The organism is Allosphingosinicella vermicomposti, from assembly GCF_003012815.1.
Taxonomy (GTDB): domain Bacteria; phylum Pseudomonadota; class Alphaproteobacteria; order Sphingomonadales; family Sphingomonadaceae; genus Allosphingosinicella; species Allosphingosinicella vermicomposti.
In genome coordinates, this window is the sequence record NZ_PXYJ01000001.1 from 311,297 (window position 1) to 330,424 (window position 19,128).

Consider the following 19,128-nt stretch of genomic DNA (forward strand, 5'->3'; position numbering starts at 1 on the left):
CTTTAAAGAAGGCAGGCGAAACAGGGTGGAACTCGAACATCTCTTCAACGGGAGCGCACTGAACGCGGTGGATGCCAAAGGGCGTCTGTCGGTTCCGTCGTTCATCCGTGGAGTGATCGAGCGCCGCTCCGACGCCAAGGCGTTGATCCTCGGTGCGCATGAGGTCGACCCTTGCCTCACCGCTTATGATCGCGGCTATGCCCGTTACCTCCATGCCGAAAACGAACGCCGCCGCCTGAACGAAGAGGCGCAGGGCGGTGAGGCGGCCAATCACTATGCCCGCGCGCGTCGCACATTCGGCATTACCGAGGACGTTCCTTACGACACGAGCGGCCGCATCATCCTGCCCCCGATGATGCGCAAGAAGGGGCAGATCGAGGATCTGGCGCTGTTCGTCGGCGTCGGCGGTACGTTCGAAATCTGGAATCCGCATGTTGCGTTGAAGAGCGGCGATGCGGATTTGAAAGAACTCGCGGCTTACCGGCTGGAAGAGAAGGGGATCGCGCTGTGAGCCAGCCCGCGCCCCATATTCCGGTCCTTCTTGACGAAGTGATTGCGGGTCTCTCTCCCCAGGCGGGCGAAGTTCATGTCGACGGCACGTTCGGCGCCGGCGGCTATACGCGTGCGATTTTGGAGACGGGTGCGAAGGTCATCGCCTTCGACCGCGATCCCGACGCCATTCGTGACGGGCAAGGGCTCGTCGCGGAGAGCGGGGAGCGCCTGACGCTTGTTCCGGAGCGTTTTTCCCGGATGCGTCAGGCGCTTGCCGAACGAAACATTGCGGAAGTTGACGGTGTGACGCTGGATATCGGCGTGTCGTCGATGCAGCTGGACCAAGCCGAGCGCGGATTTTCATTCCAGGCGGACGGCCCGCTCGACATGCGGATGAGCCAGGACGGTGAAAGCGCCGCCGATTTCGTCAATACTGCCGACGAAGGCGAAATTGCCGACGTCCTCTATCATTATGGCGAGGAGCCCAAGTCGCGCCGCGTCGCGCGCGCCATCGTGGCCGCGCGCCCGATCGAGCGGACCGGGCAGTTGGCCGATGTGGTGCGCAAGGCGCTGGGTCATCATCCGGGCATGAAGAAAGATCCGGCGACCCGCACCTTCCAGGCCATCCGCATTCACCTCAACCAGGAAATGCAGGAACTGGAAGAAGGGTTGGAAGCCGCGGAGCAGGTATTGAAGGAAGGCGGGCGGCTTGCCGTCGTCACCTTCCACAGCCTGGAAGATCGGATCGTGAAGCGGTTCCTGAAAGAGCGGAGCGGTTCGACGCCCGCCGGGTCACGCCATCTGCCGGTCGCGGCTAAGGGCCCGGCACCGACGTTCGAGGCGGTCGCCAAGGCCCTGCGCCCGAGCGAGGCCGAACTCACCCGCAATCCGCGTGCGCGTTCCGCCACGCTTCGTGTCGCGCGGCGCACCGCCGCAATCGCCTGGAAAAGAGAAGGACTGGCGCAATGATGGCGCAAGGGTTCAAGCCCGTTGGTTGGGTTGCCGGCGTCGCTGCCGCCGCGCTTGGCTGCTACATGCTCTCGCTCCAGGTTGCATCGGAGCGCGCGGAGCTTGCGAGCCTCGAGCGGCGCATCGTTGCGGCCAAGCAGGATATCCGTTCGCTGCAGACCGAGCTTGGCACGCGCGGCCGCCTGTCGCAGCTCGAGCATTGGAACGCCGAAGTCCTGGCCCTGTCCGCGCCCGCGTCAAACCAGTTTCTCGACAATGAAGTGATGCTCGCCCGCTTCGAAACCCGCGAAAAGACGATCGAGGAGCGCGCGCCGCTTCGCCTTGCCTCTGCCGAGACGGTGGCGGTCCCGGATCAGCCTGTGGCAACTGCCCAACCCAGGCTGATTCAGGCCGCCGCCAATGTGGGTGCCGCTGTGCCGCAACCGGTGCTCCGCAAGGCAAGCTATACGCCGTCCCCCGCTTCACCGGCTGAGGTCGTGGCGCCCAAGGCGGCGGTAAAGAAAATGCCGGTGGAAAAGGCGGCTGCCGAGAAGGCATCCGCGCAACCCAAGAAAAAGGCGGAAACCGTTGCTGCCGCCAAGCCCCAAAAGAAGAGCGCGCCGGTCAAGTCGGCGGGTCTGCTTGGCGACGATGTGCTCGGCGATCTGAGCGCCGCGGCGAAGAGTGAAACGCGCAAGGGGAGCGGGGCCACGCGGTGACGGCAATTGCGATCGAGCGGCAGGGGGTAAGCCTTCCGGGACAGCGGCAGCAGACGCTCTCCCTTACCTATCACCGTCTCATGTTGATGATGCTGGTGTTTGCGGGCGTTACGACATTGATCGTCGCCCGCATTCTCTATTTAAGCGTCTTTTCCGACCGCGCCGACACGGGCGCGGTCGGCAATCCGCTGTTGCCCGCGCGCGGAGACATTATCGACCGCAACGGCGTGCCGCTTGCCCGCACCATCGATGCCTGGTCGATCGCCGTCCATCCGAAGAAACTGCTCGGCGATCCAGCGGAACTTGCGGTGAAGCTGAACGAGCTGATGCCGGAGAAGAGCGCGGCCGAATATCTGTCCCTTTTAAAATCCGATAAAACATTCGTCTATCTGAGCCGTCGCGCCATGCCGGAACTTGTGGCAGCGGTGAATGCGCTTGGCGAACCGGGCATCGCTTTCGACCGCGAGCCCGAGCGGCTTTATCCGAACCTTGAGCTTGCCGCCCATGTCGTTGGTTATACCGATCTCGACGGCAAGGGCGCGGCCGGTATCGAGCGCGCATTCGACAAGCAGATGTCCGACCCTGCGACCCGGGGCGAGCCCATCCAGCTTTCGATCGATGCCCGCGTTCAGCAGGCGCTGGAGGCCGAACTGCTCGCCGCCATGCACAAGTTCAGTGCGATCGGCGCGGCGGGCGTGATCATGGATGTAAAGACCGGCGAAGTGCTCGCTATGTCTTCGCTTCCCGAACTCAATCCCAACGTGCCTGGCAAGGGATCGATGGATGCGCGGTTCAACCGCATCACGCTTGGCGTCTACGAGCTTGGATCGACCTTCAAGCCCTTCACTGTCGCGATGGCGATGGATGCAGGCGTCGTCAAAAGCCTTGGGCAGATGTACAATTGCTCAAGCGGGCTACGCGCGGGCGGCTTTACGATCACCGACACGCACCCGTTCAATCGCGCCTGTTCGGTGTCCGAGATCATGCAGGAATCCTCCAATATCGGGACGGCGCAGATCGCGGCGCAGCTGGGCGCTGAGCGGCAGAAGGAATTCCTGAAGAAAATGGGCTTCCTCGATCGCGTCGAGATCGAGCTGATGGAGCGCGGGCGGACGCTGACGCCCGGCAATGATTGGGGTGAGGTCGCGACGATGACGGTGGGCTACGGCCACGGCATCGCGGTGACGCCGCTCCACCTCGCCAGCGGCTATGCGGCCCTGTTCAACGGCGGCATCTGGCATCCCGCGACCCTGCTCAAAACCGGCAAGAACCGTCCCGTTCCCGCAGGCCGGCGCGTGTTTAGCGAGGATACGTCCTACAAGATGCGCGCTTTGCTCCGCCTTGTCGTCACGCATGGTACGGGCAAGAAGGCGGATGCGCCGGGTTATCGCATCGGCGGCAAGACCGGCACTGCGGAAAAGATTGTCGGCGGCCGCTACACCGGGGCATCCGTCGTCACGACCTTTGCAGGCGTTTTCCCGATGGACGAGCCGCGCTATGTTGTGGTGGCGATGCTCGACGATCCCAAATCCACGGCCGAAACCTATGGCTTCCATACCGCAGGCTGGAACGTGGCCCCGGTCATTTCAAAGGTTGTGAGCCGCGTCGGCCCGATGCTTGGCGTGCAGCCGAGCACGAGCCGCGACGCGAATCTCGCCGAAGTCCTCCCCTTCATCCGGGGGGATTGAGCGATGCGCCTTGGCGAACTGATCGGAACCGAGACGCAAGCGCAGGTCACGGGTTTTGCGATCGATCATCGGAAGATTGCCCCCGGAACGGTGTTCGGCGCCTTTCCCGGTAGCCGTTTCAATGGCGAGGATTATATCGCCGAAGCCGTAAAGGCTGGCGCGGTCGCCATCGTCGCGCGGCCCGAAGCGCGGGTGGAGGGCGCCGTGCATGTGAAGGCGGATGAGCCGCGCCAGGCCTTTGCCGCGCTTGCCGCCCGTTTCTTCGCGCCCTTTCCGGGCACCGTCGTCGCGGTGACGGGCACGAATGGCAAGACGTCCAACGTCGAAATGGTGCGCCAGCTTTGGCGCATGGCGGGGCATGTTTCCGCGTCGATCGGCACCTTGGGCGTTACCACGGCGGATGAGCAGGTGACGACCGGCCTGACGACGCCGGATGTCGTCACCTTTCTGTCCAATATGGCGGGGCTGAAGCGCATGGGCATTACCCATGCCGCGTTCGAAGCATCGAGCCATGGCCTGTCGCAATATCGTACCGAAGGGCTTGCGGTATCGGCGGGCGCCTTCACCAATTTCAGCCGCGATCATCTCGATTATCACGAGACGATGGACGCCTATTTCGACGCCAAGATGCGATTGTTCCGCGAGGTGCTGGAACCCGGCGCAGCAGCGGTGATCTGGACCGACGATCCGAAATCCGCCGAAGTCGAAGGCATTGCGCGTCAGCGCGGGCTGAATGTGATGACGGTTGGCACGAAGGGCGAGAGCCTGCGCCTGATCTCGCGCACGCCGACCCAGCTTGGCCAGACGCTCGTCATCGAAGCCGATGGCACCGAGCATAAGGTGACGCTGCCGCTGATCGGCGCCTATCAGGCCGCGAACGTGTTGACGGCGGCGGGCCTGGTCATCGCGACCGGCGGCAATGTGAAGCAGACCCTCTCGCACCTTTCGCGCCTCCAGCCGGTGCGTGGCCGTCTCGAACGCGCCGTTATTACCAAGGCGGGGGCACCCGTTTACGTGGATTATGCTCATACGCCGGACGCCCTGGAAGCCGCGATCGAGGCGCTTCGGCCTCATGCCAGGGGTCGGCTCATCACGATTTTCGGTGCGGGCGGCGATAGGGACGTTGGCAAACGGCCCGAGATGGGCGAGGTGGCGGCCCGCATGTCAGACCTCGTCATCATCACCGACGACAATCCCCGCAGCGAAGACCCCGCCGCCATCCGCCGCGATGTGCTGGCGGGCGCGGCGCGCGCGCGGGAAGTCGGCGGGCGCCGGGAAGCCATTGCGGCCGGGATCGCGGAAGCGGGACCGGAGGATATCATCCTGCTTGCGGGCAAGGGGCACGAGCAGGGGCAGATCGTGGGCGACAAGGTGCTGCCGTTCGATGACGTCACCGTGGCGCGGGAGTGTGCGGCGTGAGGGCTCTCACCCGACACCGTTCGCTTCGATCGAAGTCGAAAAGCGTGTTGCAGGGCCGGGCGCTGCGTGTCTCGACTTCGCTCGACACGAACGGAAAAGGTTCGATTAGTGGATAGCCTTTGGACCTCCGAAGAAATCGCGGCGGCGACCAACGGCAGCGCTTCCGCGCCGTTTGAAGTGACCGGCGTTGCTTTCGATTCCCGGGAGATCGGGCAGGGCGACCTTTTTATCGCGATGAAGGGCGAATTGACCAACGGGCATCGCTTCCTCGATCAGGTTCAGGCAGCGGGCGCGGCGGGCGCGATTGTGAGCGAAGGCGGCGCCCTGCCGCACGTACTGGTCGACGACACGACCAAGGCCTTGAACGACCTGGGCCGCGCGTCGCGCGCGCGGAGCAAGGCTAAGATCATCGGTGTCACGGGCTCGGTCGGCAAGACCAGTACCAAGGAAGCTCTGTTCGCCGCCCTTGATCGGCCGAAGCGCGGCCAGGCTCATCGCTCGGTCAAAAGCTACAACAATCATACCGGCGTGCCGCTGTCGCTCGCCCGGATGCCGCGCGAGGCGCGGTTCGGTGTGTTCGAAATGGGTATGAGCGCTGCGGGCGAGCTTGCGGCTTTAACCCGATTGGTGCGCCCGCATGTTGCCATCGTCACCGCCATTGCGCCCGCGCATCGCGAGTTCTTTGCGAGCGAGGAAGAGATTGCTGATGCGAAGGGCGAGATTTTTCAGGGCCTGGAGCCGGGCGGGACCGCGATCGTGCCGTTCGACAGCCCATATCGCGACCAGTTGATCCGCGCCGCCGAGCCTTATGCCGCCAAAATTGTGACGTTCGGCCTTGGGCAGGGGGCCGATGTGCGGGCGCTGGATGTGGTGCCGGTGGCGCGCGGAACGCTCATCTCCGCGACCCTGCCGGACGCTGAACTCACCTTCACCATCGGCCATCCGGGCGAGCATTGGGTGTCGAACGCGCTGGCGGTAATCGCGGCGGTGCAGGCCGTGGGCGGCGATCTGGCCGCGGCTGGTCTGGCGCTTGCAGAACTCGAAGGCATGAAAGGGCGCGGCGCGCGCCATCGTATCGCTTTGCCGGGTGGCGAAGCGCTGGTGATCGACGAAAGCTACAACGCCAATCCGGCGTCCATGGCGGCCACGCTGAAGACGCTTGGCGCCGAAGGATCGGCCACGCGCCGGATCGCGATTCTCGGCTCCATGCGGGAGCTTGGGCCGGGCTCGAACGACTTTCACGCAGCCCTTGCCGAACCGATCGAGGCTGCGCGCGTCGATCATGCGATCCTGGTTGGCGAAGAAATGGGCGCGCTGGCAAAAGCCCTTGGAAACAGGGTGGATTTCACGCATGTCCCGGACGCTGCAAGCGCGACGGCGCGCGCGCGGGAGATGATCGGGCCCGGTGATGCCATTCTCGTCAAGGGATCGAACAGTGTGGGCCTGTCCGCCCTCGTCGCAGCTTTGGTGGGGGAAGGCTGAATGTTTCTGTGGATCGCCGAACAATTCGGTTATGAAGGGATATTCAATCTCTTCCGGTATCTGACGTTCCGGGCGGGCGCCGCGACGGCGACGGCCCTGTTTCTCGGTCTTCTCATCGGCCCTAAATTCATCGGCTGGTTGCGCGTCCGCCAGGGCAAGGGGCAGCCGATCCGCGAAGACGGCCCGCAAACCCATCTCGCCAAGCGCGGCACGCCGACCATGGGTGGATTGATGATCCTCACCTGCGTCACCGTGGCGATGCTGCTGTGGATGGACTTCTTTAACCGCTACCTCTGGGGCTGCCTGATCATCACGGTGGGCTTCGGCCTGATCGGCTTTCTCGACGATTATGACAAGGTGACGAAGAAGAGCCACAAGGGCGTGTCCGGCAAGGTTCGCCTCGCCGCCGAATTCGTGGTGGCAGGCGCAGGCTGCGCAATCATGATTTGGGGCGCGGGCACGGAGCTTTACATCCCCTTCTATAACGGGCCGGTTATCGATCTTGGCTGGTTCTACATCGTCTTTGCGGCTTTCGTCGTTGTCGGCGCGGGGAACGCCGTAAACCTGACGGACGGACTCGACGGGCTGGCGACCATGCCCGTCATTATCGCGAGCCTTGCCTTCCTGCTCATTTCCTATCTGGTCGGTAACGCGATCTTCTCGTCCTACCTCGGTATCCCGCATGTGTTGGGATCGGGCGATCTTACGGTCCTGTGTTCGGCGATCATCGGTGCCGGCCTTGCCTTCCTGTGGTTCAACGCGCCGCCGGCTGCCGTCTTCATGGGCGATACCGGGAGCCTTGCGCTGGGCGGTGCTCTTGGCGCGATCGCGGTCGCGACGCGGCATGAGATTGTGCTGGCGATCATCGGCGGCCTTTTTGTGCTGGAAGCCGTGTCGGTGATCGTGCAGGTCTTCTTCTACAAGCGGACGGGCAAGCGCGTGTTCAAGATGGCGCCAATTCACCACCATTTCGAGCAGGTCGGCTGGTCGGAGCCGACCGTCGTAATTCGTTTCTGGATCATCAGCTTCGTCCTCGCGCTTGCGGGCCTGTCGACCCTGAAGCTGAGATGATCGGGAGCGCATCGTTCAGGGATAAGGATTATGCCGTCCTCGGCCTCGCGCGATCGGGGCTGGCGACGGTGAAAGCGCTTGCCGGCAGCGGCGCGCGGGTGATGGCGTGGGACGGGAAGGAAGAGGCGCGGAGTGCCGCGGCTCCCTTCGCGCGGATCGCCGATCCGCTTGTGACCTCCATTTACGGCTTTGAGGCGGTGGTGGTGTCGCCCGGCGTGCCGCTCAACAAGCATCCGATCGCGGAGCGGGCGAGGGCAGCCAAAGTGCCTGTCATCGGTGATATCGAACTTTTCGCGCAGGCGCGGGCCGAGCAGCCGCCGCACCAGGTGGTCGGCATTACCGGCACCAACGGCAAATCGACGACGACGGCGCTGATTCACCACATTTTGAAGACGGCGGGCATGCCGGCGGCGATGGGCGGCAATATCGGGCTGCCCATCCTGGAGCAGGATCCGCTTCCCGAAGGCGGCGTCTATGTGCTGGAATTGTCGTCCTATCAGATCGATTTGACGCAGAGCCTGGACTGCGATGTCGCGGTTTTGCTGAACGTCACGCCCGATCATCTCGACCGCTATGACGGGATCGAGGATTATGCGGCATCCAAGGCGCGGCTCTTTGCCATGCAGTCCGAGGATCATATCGCGGTGATCGCGGCGGAGGACGATTATACCCGCGCGATTGCGGGCGAAGTGAGCGGGCGAAAGATGATCGTTTCCTCTGCCGATGTGAGGGACCAGTCCCGCTGGCCCTCGCTGCAAGGGCCGCACAACGCGCAAAATGCCGCCGCCGCCGTCGCGGTGGCGCGGGCGCTGGGCGTGAGCGACGACAAGATCGCCGAGGGGCTGGCGACTTATCCCGGGTTGCCGCACCGGATGGAGCGAGTAGCCGAGAAGAATGGGGTGCTGTTCGTCAACGATAGCAAGGCGACCAACCCGGATTCCACCGCGCCCGCGCTTGGTGCTTATCCGCATATTCATTGGATATTGGGCGGGCTTGCCAAGGGCGAGGATCTGGATGCCTGCCTGCCCTATCTCGGCAATGTGCGGGGGGCCTATGTGATTGGCGACGCGGCGCCGCTGTTTGCTCAGCTGCTTGCAGGCAAGGTGCCGGTTAACGAGAGCGGGACGCTGGATCAGGCGGTGCGCGACGCGGCCGCTGCGGCGGTGGCGGGCGAGGTTGTTCTCCTGTCTCCCGCCTGCGCGTCTTTCGATCAGTTCAAGGATTATGAAGCGCGCGGAGAGGCGTTCCGCACGGCGGTGGAGGCGCTGTGATGGATGCGCCTCCTTCCCGCAAAGCACAGACGGCGCGGCTCGGCCGGTCCGACCGGAGCGCGCTCGGCAAATGGTTTTGGGAGATCGACCGCGTTCTCCTGATGCTGGTCGTCGTGCTGATTTCCATCGGCCTCATCGCGGTGGCGGCGGCTTCCCCGGCGGCGTCGCAGCGTTATTCGGGCGGAGCGGTGAGCTTCGCGCCGCTTCATTATTTCTACCGCCAACTTGTCTGGATCATCGTCGCCTTTCCGGTGATGATCGGTGTGTCGATGCTTCCCAAGACGGTTGCACGGCGGCTGTGTCTGATCGGCGCAGGCATCTTCACCTTCTTCCTCTTCCTGGTGCCGATCATCGGACAGGAAGTGAACGGGGCGCGGCGCTGGATCGGTGTCGGCTTCACCCAATTCCAGCCGTCCGAATTTTTAAAACCGATGTTCATCGTCTCGATGGCCTGGCTCCTGTCGCTGCGTGATCAGGACAAGAGCTTGCCCGTCGTTCCGCTATCGGCGCTGATGCTCGGCATCGTCGCGCTGCTGCTGATGCGACAGCCCAATTTCGGCGAGACGATCATTTTCGGCGCGGCATGGGTGATCCTACTCACTTTGTCCGGCGTGCCGATGCGCTTCCTGATTGGCCTTGGAGCTGCGGGCATAATCGCGATCGTGCTCGCCTATCTTTTCTATCCGGTCGCGACGACGCGTATCGACGCCTTCCTGTTCGCCGATGCGGGCAATCATGATACCTACCAGACGGACAGCGCGCTGCGGACGCTGACGGCGGGCGGGTTGTTCGGCACCGGCCCCGGCGGCGGTACGCGCAAATTCCACCTTCCCGAGCCGCACACCGATTACATTTTTTCGGTGATCGGCGAGGAATTCGGCCTGATCGCCTGTATCGCCATCGCGGCCATTTACATGACGATCGTTGCGCGCGTGCTGATCAAGCTGCTGCATGAGGAGGATACGTTTCTTCTCCTCGCAACGGCTGGCTTGGTGACGCAGTTCGGGTTGCAGGCACTGATCAACATGGCGGTCAACGTGCAGATCGCGCCGTCCAAGGGCATGACCCTGCCCTTCATCTCCTATGGCGGATCGTCGATGCTGGCTCTTTCGATCGGCTTTGGATTGCTGCTCGCCTTCACGCGGCGAAACCCCTATCTCCACCGCTCCCCTTATGTGGTGAGAGGTAAGTGATCGTGAAGCGCCATTTCGTCATGGCCGCCGGAGGAACTGGCGGGCACATGGTTCCGGCCCATGCGCTGGCCGAGGAATTGATGGCGCGCGGACACAAGGTGTCGCTCATCACCGATGATCGCGGTGCAAAGATTCCGGGCCTGTTCGGCGGGGTTCAGGTCAATATCCTGCCCGCAGGGCGGCTGGCGGGCGGCATATTCGGCTGGCTGAAAGCAGGGCGGAACATCCTGGCGGGGCGGAAGCAGGCGCGGGCCTTTTACCGTCAGCTGAAGCCTGCCGCTGTCGTCGGCTTTGGCGGCTATCCCGCGCTTCCGGCTTTGCTGGCCGCGCAGGGAGCGGGGATCGCGACGGCGATCCACGAACAAAATGCGGTGCTCGGCCGGGTGAACCGGCTGCTGGCGCGGAAGGTCGACGCCATTGCGACCGCTTACCCGCAAGTCGATCGCCTGCCGCCTGCCTGCGCAAGCAAAGTCGAACTGGTCGGCAATCCGGTGCGGGACGAGGTGCTGGCGCTGCGCGATAGGCCCTTTCCGAAATCCGATGCCGAGCTGAACGTGCTGGTGACGGGCGGAAGCCAGGGCGCGACCGTGCTTTCGAGCGTGGTGCCGGATGGTCTGACGTTGCTCCCCGAACCCTATCGCGCGCGGCTCAACATCGTGCAGCAATGCCGGGCCGAGGATATCGACCGGGTGCGGGCGCGCTATGCCGAGCTTGGGCTGAAGGCGGAGCTTGCGACCTATCTGCCGGACCTGCCGGAGCGGCTCGCCTCGGCCCATATCGTCATCGCCCGCGCGGGCGCCTCGACCATCGCGGAGCTGACGGCGGCCGGGCGGCCGGCAATCCTGGTGCCGCTGCCTTCCGCGACGGACGATCACCAGACATCCAATGCGCGCGAAATGGCCAAGGAAGGCGGGGCGCGCATGGTCCCGCAGGGCGAATTCACGCCGGAGCGGTTGGCGCGGGAGATCGAGGCGCTCGGTCTGGAGCCCGACGCGCTTGCCGAAGCGGCGGCCCATGCACGGGCCTGCGGGCGCCCGGATGCGACCCGCGCACTTGCGGACCTCGTCGAACGCATCGCCAGGACGCCGGGTATGGACAAAATCGCGGTCACGGAAAAGACGGTCTCCGCGCCGGTTCAGGGGGCTTTGGCATGAGGGGCGTCGGCACCGACATCGGCACTATCCACTTCGTCGGTATCGGCGGCATCGGCATGTCCGGTATTGCCGAGGTGATGCATATCCTGGGCTATAAGGTCCAAGGATCGGATGTTGCCGAGGGCTATGTGATCGAAGGGCTGCGCAAGGCGGGCATCAAGGTGATGATCGGACAGCAGGCCGACAATCTCGGCGACGCGGCGGTGGTCGTCACATCAACCGCGATCAGGAAGGATAATCCCGAGGTTCAATGCGCCTATGAGCGGCGCATCCCCGTCGTCCGCCGCGCGGAGATGCTGGCGGAACTGATGCGGCTCAAGGCGACAGTTGCTGTCGCGGGCACGCACGGCAAGACGACGACGACGTCCATGGTCGCGGCTTTGCTCGACGCGGGCGGGATCGATCCGACCGTCATCAATGGCGGGATCATTAACGCCTACGGCTCCAATGCGCGGCTTGGCACATCCGACTGGATGGTGGTGGAGGCCGACGAGAGCGACGGCAGCTTCCTGCGCCTTGACGGCACGCTCGCCATCGTCACCAATATCGATCCCGAGCATCTCGATCATTATGGCGGCTTCGATAAGGTAAAGGACGCCTTTGTCGAATTCGTCGAGAATGTGCCTTTCTATGGCGCGGCATTCCTGTGCGTGGATCATCCCGAAGTGCAGTCGATCATTCCGCGCCTGCGTGACCGGCGGGTCGTGACGTATGGCTTCGCGGCACCGGCCGACATTCGCGGCGACAATGTGACGCCGTTCCCAGGCGGCAATCGCTTCGATGTTAGCGTGCGCGACCGCCATGGCGATGTGCGCGTGATCGAGGGCGTGGAACTGCCCATGCCGGGCCGCCACAACGTCCAGAACGCATTGGCCGCGATCGGCGTGGCGATCGAGATGGGCATAGCCGACGACGTGATTGCGCGCGGATTTGCCCAGTTCGGCGGCGTGAAGCGGCGCTTCACCAAGGTCGGTGAGGTCGACGGCGTCACGATCATCGACGATTACGGGCACCATCCGGTCGAAATCAAGGCGGTGCTCGCCGCCGCCCGTGAAGGCGCGCAAGGCCGGGTGATCGCGGTGGTGCAACCGCACCGCTATACGCGCCTCCACAATCTGATGGACGAGTTCCAGGGCGCCTTCAACGACGCCGACATCGTCTATGTCGCGCCGGTCTATGCGGCGGGCGAGGCGCCGATCGAAGGCGCTGGGGCAGCGGATCTGGTCGAAGGCCTGAAGGAACGCGGCCATCGCGCGGTGAGCGCGGTGCGGGATGCGGATGATCTGGCGCGGCAGCTGCGCGATGTCGCGGCGCTTGGGGATATGGTGATCTGCCTGGGCGCTGGGGATATTACGAAATGGGCTGCTGGTCTGGGCGAGAAGATCCGCCAAGTGAGACTGGCGAAGTGATGTGCGGTTTCGCCCTCAACCGTTCGGTTCGAGCGAAGTCGAGAACCGCTTGTGCTGACGCTTCTCGACTTCGCTCGAAGCGAACGGGGGAGGGGGCGTGAGTGTAGTGGTTCTCCCTGCCGTGCGCGGCCGTTTGACTGAAGACGCGCCCTTGGCGCCGCTCGTCTGGTTCAAATCGGGCGGGGCGGCGCAGTGGTTGTTCGAGCCTGCCGATGTGGATGATCTCAGCGATTTTCTGGCCGCGCTCGATCCTGAAGTGCCGGTCATGGGGTTGGGCCTTGGTTCCAACCTGATCGTTCGCGATGGCGGCTTTCCGGGCGTCGTGGTGCGGCTTGGTAAGGCCTTTGCGAAGGTCGACCGGCTGGATGATTTGACCCTTCGTTGTGGCGGCGGAGCATCGGGCATTCTTGTGTCGTCCAATGCGCGCGACGCCGGGATCGGGGGGCTTGAATTCCTGCGCTCCATTCCGGGCACCGTTGGTGGCTTCGTCCGGATGAACGGCGGCGCTTATGGCCGTGAGGTGAAAGATATTCTCCTCGAATGCGAGGTGGTGCTGCGTTCGGGCGAGCGGCGGACTTTGCCGCTTTCGGCGCTTGGCTACACCTATCGGCATAGCGCATTGCCCGAAGGGGCGATCGTGGTGTCGGCAACATTCCGGGGCCATGCCGAAGAGCCCCGTGTCATTCAGGCGGAGATGGACCGGATCGCGCAATCGCGGGAAGAATCGCAGCCGTTGCGGAGCCGCACGGGGGGGTCGACCTTCAAGAATCCGGCGGGTGGCAAGGCGTGGCGGCTGGTCGATGAAGCCGGATGCAGGGGGCTCACAATTGGCGATGCGCAAGTATCGGAAAAGCATTGCAATTTCCTGCTTAACCTTGGCGCGGCGACGTCCGCCGATATCGAGGCATTGGGCGAGGAAGTGCGGCGCCGCGTGAAGGAGAAGAGCGGGGTGACCCTGGAATGGGAAATCCAGCGGGTGGGGGTGGCGTGATGTGGCAACCTTTCCGCGTCATTCCGGCGAAAGCCGGAATCTCAGGCCGGAAGAGCGCGGCCCTGCACGATGAGACCCCGGCTTCCGCCGGGGTGACGTCCTGTTTCGCCGGGGTGACGTTGTGGCCCGCCGCAGTGACGATTTATGGGGTGATGTATGCGTAACGAGAAGCTTCATGTCGCGGTACTGATGGGCGGCTGGTCCGCCGAGCGGCCGGTGTCGCTGATGAGCGGCAATGGCGTTGCCGATGCGCTCGAAAGCCTAGGCCATAAGGTGACGCGCATCGATATGGATCGCGATGTCGCCGCGCGCATCGCCGAAGCGAAGCCGGATGTTGTGTTCAACGCGCTTCACGGGACGCCCGGCGAGGATGGCTCGGTGCAGGGCATGATGGACCTGATGGGCGTCAAATATACGCATAGTGGCATGGTCACCTCCGTCATCGCGATCGACAAGGAGCTGACCAAGCAGACGCTGGTGCCGCACGGCATCCGGATGCCGGAAGGGCAGATCGTCGAGAGCGAGGGCCTGTATGTCGCCGATCCGATGGCGCGGCCTTATGTGCTTAAACCCGTGAACGAAGGCTCGTCTGTCGGTGTCGCCATCGTCACCAATGAGGGCAATACCGGCAATCCGATCGCGCGCGATGCCAAGGGGCCGTGGCAGGAATTCGACCGGTTGCTCGCCGAGCCCTTCATTCCCGGACGCGAGCTGACGGCGGCGGTGATCGGCGATGAAGCGCTGGCGGTGACCGAACTTCGCCCCAAGTCCGGCTTTTACGATTTTGACGCCAAATATACGGACGGCATGACCGAGCATGTTTGCCCGGCGCAAATCCCGGATGATGTTCGCGACGCGGCGCTCGAGATGGCGCTGAAGGCGCATCAATTGCTCGGCTGCAAGGGCACGTCGCGGTCCGATTTCCGCTGGGACGATGAGCGGGGTGTCGAGGGGCTCTATTTGCTCGAGGTCAATACGCAGCCGGGCATGACGCCCTTGAGCCTGGTCCCCGAACAGGCGAAGTATAAGGGCATGTCCTATGCCGAGCTTGTCCAGAAGATCGTGGATCTCGCCCTGTGACGGCGCGGGTGGCACGCGGCGGATCGCCTGCGCGTGGCCGCCCGGCCTCTGCCAAGGCGCGCGCCGCCAAGGGGCGTAAGAAGGCACAGACTTTTGCCGGATTGCCGGTGTCCGGCGACCTTATCCGCCGCGTCGGCTGGTGGCTGCTCGGCGGCGCGAGTGTCGCGGTGCTGATCGCGCTGGCGCTGGTTTTCCGCCTGCCGCAGATGGCGGGCGTCGAGATTGGCGAGGCGATCGGACGCGCCGGATTTTCCGTGAAGCGGGTGGAAATCAAGGGGCTGAAGCATATGCAGCGCCTGCCGGTTTATGCCGTGGCGCTGGATCAGCCGTCCATGGCGTTGCCGCTGATCGACATCGGGGCCACGCGGGACCGGCTGATGCAGTTCGGCTGGGTGAAGGATGCGCGTGTGTCGCGGCGCTGGCCGGACACTTTGGTGGTCGACATCGTCGAACGCCAGCCATCGGCCATCTGGCAGCACAACCGGCGCCTTGCGCTGATCGATAATGAGGGCGTGGTTCTGGATCAGGTGCGGCTCGACGCGATGCCGGACCTGCCGCTGGTCATCGGGCCGGACGCCAACAAGCAGACGGCATCTCTGGGGCGATTGATCGAGGCGGCGCCGCAATTGAAGGCGATGCTGGCGAGCGCGACCTGGATCGGGGCGCGGCGGTGGGATTTGCGGTTTCAATCCGGCGAGACCCTTGCCCTGCCAGAGGGTGAGGAAGCGGCGAAAAAAGCGCTTGTTCTTTTCGCCCGTATGGATCAGCAGACGGCGTTGCTGGGACGGGGGCTCGTCCGCTTCGACATGCGCATAGCAGGCAAGTTCATCGTCCGCGTTTCCCGCAATCCGGGGGATGCCGTGCCGGACGTGACGCCCGATGCGCCGCCGCCTCCGCCGCCGGTCAACACGGGTCCGACGGACCTCACGAAAACGATCTAGGGGAAGAATGGATGGCGCCGCCGCCGGGTAGAAAGCTCGTCACCGCACTCGATATCGGGTCGTCCAAGGTGTGCGCGCTGATCGCCGAGCCGGGCGAGGATGGCACGCTGCGGATCCTGGGCACCGGTCAGCGCGAAAGCCGAGGCGTGAAGCGCGGTTTCATCGCCGACATGGAGCGTACCGAGGCGGCGGTGCGCGAAGCGGTGGAGCAAGCGGAGCGGATCGCGGGCCTCAATATTGAAGATGTGTTCGTCGGCTATTCCGCTGGCGGACTGGTTTCGACCGAAGCGTCCGTCGCTGTCGAAACGGGCGGGCATCGGGTCGAAAAGGACGATATCGACGCGCTGCTTCTTGCCGGGCGCAATTCGATCGAGCCCGACGGACGGATGGTGCTCCATGCGTTGCCCGCGCTTTATACGCTGGATGGGCTGCAAGGCGTGAAGAACCCGCTCGGCCTCCACGCCGATCGGCTCGCGGTCGACATCCACGTCATCGCCGCCGACATCGCGCCGGTGCGCAACCTCGATCTGTGTGTGCGGTCCGCGCATCTTGGCGTGCAGGCGATCGTCGCCTCCCCCGTCGCGGCGGGCAAGGCCTGCTTGAGCGAGGAGGAGCGCGAGCTTGGCGTCGCCCTGGTCGAAGTGGGCGCGGGCGTGACCAACGTCTCGGTTTTTGCGGGCGGCATGCTGGTGGGGCTCAAGTCCATTGCCCTTGGCGGGATCGACATTACCGATGACATCGCTTCGGCGTTCGGTACGCGCCGGGCGGAGGCGGAGCGGATGAAGTGCTTCTATGGCTCTGCCACCACATCTCCGCGCGACAATCATGAAATGATCGAACTCGTTCCGATGGGCGGGGGCGAGGAGGGGACGGAAGCGGCGCGCATCACGCGGGCCCAGCTCATTGCCGTCATCCGCCAGCGGCTCGACCATTTGACGGGTGAGATTGCGACGGCGCTGAAGGAGTTGGGCTTTGCCGGGCCGTTCGGGCGTCAGGTGGTGCTGACCGGCGGCGGTTCGGAATTGAAGGGCATTGCCGATTATATGCAGGGCGTGCTCGGCCGCGCCGTCCGCATCGGGCGCCCGCGCCTGGCGGGGCTTCCCGACGCGCATAGCGGCCCGGCCTTCACCACGCTCGTCGGCCTTGCCCAGTTCGCGGCCTCGAACGAGCTCGACCTGCGGCAGATCTCCCAGCCCGGCGGCGATGCGCCGAAGGGGCCCGGCGGCGGCTTTATGCAAAGGCTGATTTCGGCGTTCAAGAGCGGCTATTGACTCTTGGCCCGGGTTGTGAAGCGGCCAAATTCGCCGGCTTGACTGGCTGTTAACCATAATCTATCGGCTTCCCCCACGAAAAATCGCCTCTTCGTCACTAAAAACGCAGGCGAAATTAACTTTTCGCTTCCGTCCGCGAATCGGGTCGTGCAATAGTGCGCCGAAGCGCTTCGCGGCGCGTCGCGTATCAACGGGGAGACCAGCATGAGCATCGATTTCATCCGTCCGGAAGTGGATGAGCTTCGGCCGCGGATCAGCGTGATCGGTGTCGGCGGCGCGGGCGGCAACGCCATTGCCAACATGATTGCCAGCGACGTTCAGGGCGTCGACTTCATGGTCGCCAATACGGATGCGCAGGCATTGAACGCGTCCCCGACCGATCAGCGCATTCAGCTTGGTCTCAAGATCACCCAGGGCCTTGGCGCCGGTTCGCGTCCCGAAATCGGCAAGGCGGCCGCTGAAGAGACGATCGCGGAAATCGAACGTGCGCTCGAAGGCGCCCATATGTGCTTCATCGCAGCCGGCATGGGCGGCGGCACCGGCACCGGCGCGGCCCCCGTCGTTGCCAAGGTGGCGCGTGAAAAGGGTATCCTGACCGTCGGCGTTGTGACGAAGCCGTTCAGCTTTGAAGGCACGCGCCGTATGCGTTCGGCCGATGCGGGCATCGAAGAACTGCAGCAGCATGTCGATACGCTGATCGTCATTCCGAACCAGAACCTGTTCCGCATCGCCAACCCGAACACGACCTTCAAGGAAGCGTTCGCGATGGCCGACGAAGTGCTGCAGCAGGGCGTGCGGGGCATCACCGACCTCATGGTCATGCCCGGCCTCATCAACCTCGACTTCGCCGACGTCCGCTCCGTGATGGGTGAAATGGGCAAGGCGATGATGGGCACTGGCGAAAGCAGCGGCGATAATCGCGCGATCGAGGCGGCAGAGAAGGCGATCGCCAACCCGCTTCTTGACGGCGTCAGCATGAAGGGCGCGAAGGGCGTCATCATCTCCATCACCGGCGGCGAAGACATGCGCCTGATGGAAGTGGATGAAGCCGCGAACCACATTCGCGAACTGGTCGACGAAGATGCTAACATCATCTGGGGTTCGGCCTTCAATCCCGACCTTGAAGGCAAGATCCGCGTGTCGGTCGTCGCGACCGGCATCGATGCCGAAGCGGTGCCGCAGCCGGTGCCGTCCAAGGTCTTCTCCTTCCCCGGCGGCGGTCGCCCGGCGCCGATGCCGCTGGAGCTTGAAGAGCCGACCGCTCCGGTTGCCGAGGAGCCGGTTGCGGATGTCACGGACGAACTCGATCTCAGCGGCGCCGAAGCGGGCGACGAGCTGGAACTGAACGACGTTGCAACGCCGGATGAAAATACTGGCGAGTTGCTGCTTGGCGAGCCGACCGCTCCCGAAGCACCGCAGGCCGAAGCGGCCGAGCCCGCGCCGGGCACGCGCAGCTGGCTGACTGGCCAGGAAGCGCCCAAACCGGCTCCGGCCCGCGAAGGCGGCACCTTGTTCGAGCGTATGTCCAACATCGCGCGCGGTGCGTCGAAGGTTGGCGATACCGAGGGCGAAGGCCAGCGCGATCCGCTCGATATCCCACGCTTCCTCAATCGCGGCAGCGGGCAGTAAGGATTGGGCTGCTCCGCTTTTGCGGGGAGGGGTGAAATGAGCTGGGCTATCTAGCGAATTCACACCGGCTGGTTCCTTGGAAGGCTCGGGTAGTTCGCGATTATCGAAGGAGGTTTTAGCTGGACCGGGATTCGTCAGCTCAGCCCGGGTGAGTGGGTGACGCAAATTTCGAGTTGAGACCCTTCAGGTGCAGCATCGCATACATCCGCTAGCCCTGAGCCTGTCGAAGGGCGTGTGAAGGGGGGGGATGCCCACGCCCTTCGACAAGCTCAGCCCTAGCGGGGGAGGGAGCCATTTGAATGGGGGAACCGGTTGCCGGATGACATACACCCGCTAGCCCTGAGCTTGTCGAAGGGCGTGTGAAGGTCGC

16 protein-coding genes are annotated in these 19,128 nt (G+C 64.0%); all 16 read left to right on the plus strand.

The window, feature by feature from the left end; genetic code table 11:
- The first annotated feature begins 25 nt into the window (after positions 1-25).
- The 16 genes from C7I56_RS01575 to ftsZ all read left to right on the plus strand — a co-directional run bounded on the left by C7I56_RS01575 (position 26) and on the right by ftsZ (position 18,758).
- A complete protein-coding gene (locus C7I56_RS01575) occupies positions 26-511 on the plus strand; it encodes a division/cell wall cluster transcriptional repressor MraZ (protein ID WP_106638791.1) in 486 nt (161 codons plus the stop codon).
- On the plus strand, positions 508-1,461 hold the full coding sequence (gene rsmH, locus C7I56_RS01580; protein ID WP_106638792.1) for a 16S rRNA (cytosine(1402)-N(4))-methyltransferase RsmH: 954 nt from the start codon (positions 508-510) through the stop codon (positions 1,459-1,461). Before C7I56_RS01575 ends, rsmH begins: the two co-directional genes overlap by 4 nt.
- On the plus strand, positions 1,458-2,159 hold the full coding sequence (locus C7I56_RS01585; RefSeq protein WP_158702951.1) for a hypothetical protein: 702 nt from the start codon (positions 1,458-1,460) through the stop codon (positions 2,157-2,159). Before rsmH ends, C7I56_RS01585 begins: the two co-directional genes overlap by 4 nt.
- Complete coding sequence (locus C7I56_RS01590; protein WP_245409552.1) at positions 2,156-3,847, plus strand: peptidoglycan D,D-transpeptidase FtsI family protein; 1,692 nt, start codon at positions 2,156-2,158, stop codon at positions 3,845-3,847. The genes C7I56_RS01585 and C7I56_RS01590 overlap by 4 nt, the downstream gene beginning before the upstream one ends.
- Positions 3,848-3,850: 3 nt before the next feature.
- Entirely contained in the window at positions 3,851-5,266 is a 1,416-nt protein-coding gene (locus tag C7I56_RS01595; RefSeq protein WP_106638795.1) for a UDP-N-acetylmuramoyl-L-alanyl-D-glutamate--2,6-diaminopimelate ligase, read from the plus strand.
- Between the two features lie 108 nt (positions 5,267-5,374).
- Positions 5,375-6,748, plus strand: coding sequence for a UDP-N-acetylmuramoyl-tripeptide--D-alanyl-D-alanine ligase (locus tag C7I56_RS01600; protein ID WP_106638796.1), 1,374 nt, complete (start codon positions 5,375-5,377; stop codon positions 6,746-6,748).
- A complete protein-coding gene (mraY, locus tag C7I56_RS01605) occupies positions 6,749-7,819 on the plus strand; it encodes a phospho-N-acetylmuramoyl-pentapeptide-transferase (protein WP_106638797.1) in 1,071 nt (356 codons plus the stop codon).
- The gene (gene murD / locus C7I56_RS01610) at positions 7,816-9,090 is read left to right on the plus strand and encodes a UDP-N-acetylmuramoyl-L-alanine--D-glutamate ligase (protein WP_106638798.1); all 1,275 of its coding nucleotides are present in this window, start codon (positions 7,816-7,818) and stop codon (positions 9,088-9,090) included. Before mraY ends, murD begins: the two co-directional genes overlap by 4 nt.
- Positions 9,090-10,283, plus strand: a complete 1,194-nt coding sequence (locus C7I56_RS01615; protein ID WP_106638799.1) for a peptidoglycan glycosyltransferase FtsW — start codon at positions 9,090-9,092, stop codon at positions 10,281-10,283. The genes murD and C7I56_RS01615 overlap by 1 nt, the downstream gene beginning before the upstream one ends.
- A gap of 20 nt (positions 10,284-10,303) precedes the next feature.
- A complete protein-coding gene (murG, locus tag C7I56_RS01620) occupies positions 10,304-11,437 on the plus strand; it encodes an undecaprenyldiphospho-muramoylpentapeptide beta-N-acetylglucosaminyltransferase (RefSeq protein ID WP_425352373.1) in 1,134 nt (377 codons plus the stop codon).
- Positions 11,434-12,846, plus strand: a complete 1,413-nt coding sequence (murC, locus tag C7I56_RS01625) for a UDP-N-acetylmuramate--L-alanine ligase (RefSeq protein ID WP_106638801.1) — start codon at positions 11,434-11,436, stop codon at positions 12,844-12,846. The genes murG and murC overlap by 4 nt, the downstream gene beginning before the upstream one ends.
- Before the next feature lie 97 nt (positions 12,847-12,943).
- Entirely contained in the window at positions 12,944-13,837 is an 894-nt protein-coding gene (gene murB / locus C7I56_RS01630) for a UDP-N-acetylmuramate dehydrogenase (protein ID WP_106638802.1), read from the plus strand.
- Between the two features lie 156 nt (positions 13,838-13,993).
- Complete coding sequence (locus C7I56_RS01635) at positions 13,994-14,917, plus strand: D-alanine--D-alanine ligase (RefSeq protein WP_106638803.1); 924 nt, start codon at positions 13,994-13,996, stop codon at positions 14,915-14,917.
- Positions 14,914-15,858, plus strand: coding sequence for a cell division protein FtsQ/DivIB (locus C7I56_RS01640; RefSeq protein ID WP_106638804.1), 945 nt, complete (start codon positions 14,914-14,916; stop codon positions 15,856-15,858). Before C7I56_RS01635 ends, C7I56_RS01640 begins: the two co-directional genes overlap by 4 nt.
- A gap of 11 nt (positions 15,859-15,869) precedes the next feature.
- The gene (gene ftsA, locus C7I56_RS01645; RefSeq protein ID WP_106638805.1) at positions 15,870-17,129 is read left to right on the plus strand and encodes a cell division protein FtsA; all 1,260 of its coding nucleotides are present in this window, start codon (positions 15,870-15,872) and stop codon (positions 17,127-17,129) included.
- A 204-nt stretch (positions 17,130-17,333) separates the two neighbouring features.
- Positions 17,334-18,758, plus strand: a complete 1,425-nt coding sequence (gene ftsZ, locus C7I56_RS01650; RefSeq protein ID WP_106638806.1) for a cell division protein FtsZ — start codon at positions 17,334-17,336, stop codon at positions 18,756-18,758.
- Positions 18,759-19,128: the final 370 nt, after the last annotated feature.

Bases quoted from the DNA above. Each gene is read 5' to 3' on its own strand.
- C7I56_RS01585 (WP_158702951.1), top strand. From the start codon at position 1,458: ATGATGGCGCAAGGGTTCAAGCCCGTTGGTTGGGTTGCCGGCGTCGCT.
- mraY (WP_106638797.1), top strand. From the start codon at position 6,749: ATGTTTCTGTGGATCGCCGAACAATTCGGTTATGAAGGGATATTCAAT.
- murD (WP_106638798.1), top strand. From the start codon at position 7,816: ATGATCGGGAGCGCATCGTTCAGGGATAAGGATTATGCCGTCCTCGGC.
- ftsA (WP_106638805.1), top strand. From the start codon at position 15,870: ATGGCGCCGCCGCCGGGTAGAAAGCTCGTCACCGCACTCGATATCGGG.
- C7I56_RS01615 (WP_106638799.1), top strand. From the start codon at position 9,090: ATGGATGCGCCTCCTTCCCGCAAAGCACAGACGGCGCGGCTCGGCCGG.
- ftsZ (WP_106638806.1), top strand. From the start codon at position 17,334: ATGAGCATCGATTTCATCCGTCCGGAAGTGGATGAGCTTCGGCCGCGG.
- murC (WP_106638801.1), top strand. From the start codon at position 11,434: ATGAGGGGCGTCGGCACCGACATCGGCACTATCCACTTCGTCGGTATC.
- murG (WP_425352373.1), top strand. From the start codon at position 10,304: ATGGCCGCCGGAGGAACTGGCGGGCACATGGTTCCGGCCCATGCGCTG.
- C7I56_RS01595 (WP_106638795.1), top strand. From the start codon at position 3,851: ATGCGCCTTGGCGAACTGATCGGAACCGAGACGCAAGCGCAGGTCACG.
- C7I56_RS01635 (WP_106638803.1), top strand. From the start codon at position 13,994: ATGCGTAACGAGAAGCTTCATGTCGCGGTACTGATGGGCGGCTGGTCC.